General features: G+C 57.0%; 1 protein-coding gene. It reads right to left on the reverse strand.

Annotated features, from left to right (window positions below; all coding sequences use genetic code 11):
- Positions 1–55 precede the first annotated feature (55 nt).
- Positions 56–693: transposase (locus KP705_RS15835; protein WP_215764907.1), on the reverse strand; the 638-nt coding region annotated here is incomplete at its 5' end.

Consider the following 693-nt stretch of genomic DNA (forward strand, 5'->3'; position numbering starts at 1 on the left):
TTGGGGTGCTTTTGMTCTGCGTTTTGAGCAGATCAGGGGCTGTCTCCCTGGATGACTACGCGCTCGCGTTCAACCTTGCGAGGAAGAGAAAGCGGCGCATGTTGTAGACAATATTGGCCAGGCCGATCCTCATGGTGGCCCGGGTGATACCCACGGTTCGGACGAACAGACCCGTCTGCGATTTCTGATCGGCAAAGACATGCTCGACACGCGACCGGATCACCGATTTCCCTGCGTTGGACCGCTGGATGTGGCGGGGCATGGGCTTGAGATGCGGCTTTTTCCTGTGGACCTTTGAGACAAAGCCCTGCTTTTCCATGAAGTCTTCGTTGGCTTTCGAGCGATACGCGGTATCGGCCCAGACGCTTGAGGCGGTATTGGCTTTATCCAGAAGCCCCTCTCTCAATCGCGCGCCATCACTGGCGGCGGCATCTGTTGTCTTCCATTTGCGGATGAACCGATACTTCCGGTCGATGGAGACGTGGGGTTTGTAGCCAAAGAATGGGATAGCGAGATCACTCGACGGCATGGTTCCATCGTCCTGCCGCTTCGCTTTCGTGAACTTCAGCGTCCAGCGCGCATGGCGATCCTTGTGCGACAGCTTTGACGGCTTGTCCTGCCAGTCTTCKGGAATACGTCCTGCCCGGAGATCCGCTTTCTCAGCCTTCGTATTGCGCTGCTTTGGAGCAGCCA

This window comes from Gluconobacter sp. P1D12_c (assembly GCF_018812105.1).
Taxonomy (GTDB): Bacteria; Pseudomonadota; Alphaproteobacteria; order Acetobacterales; family Acetobacteraceae; genus Gluconobacter; species Gluconobacter oxydans_A.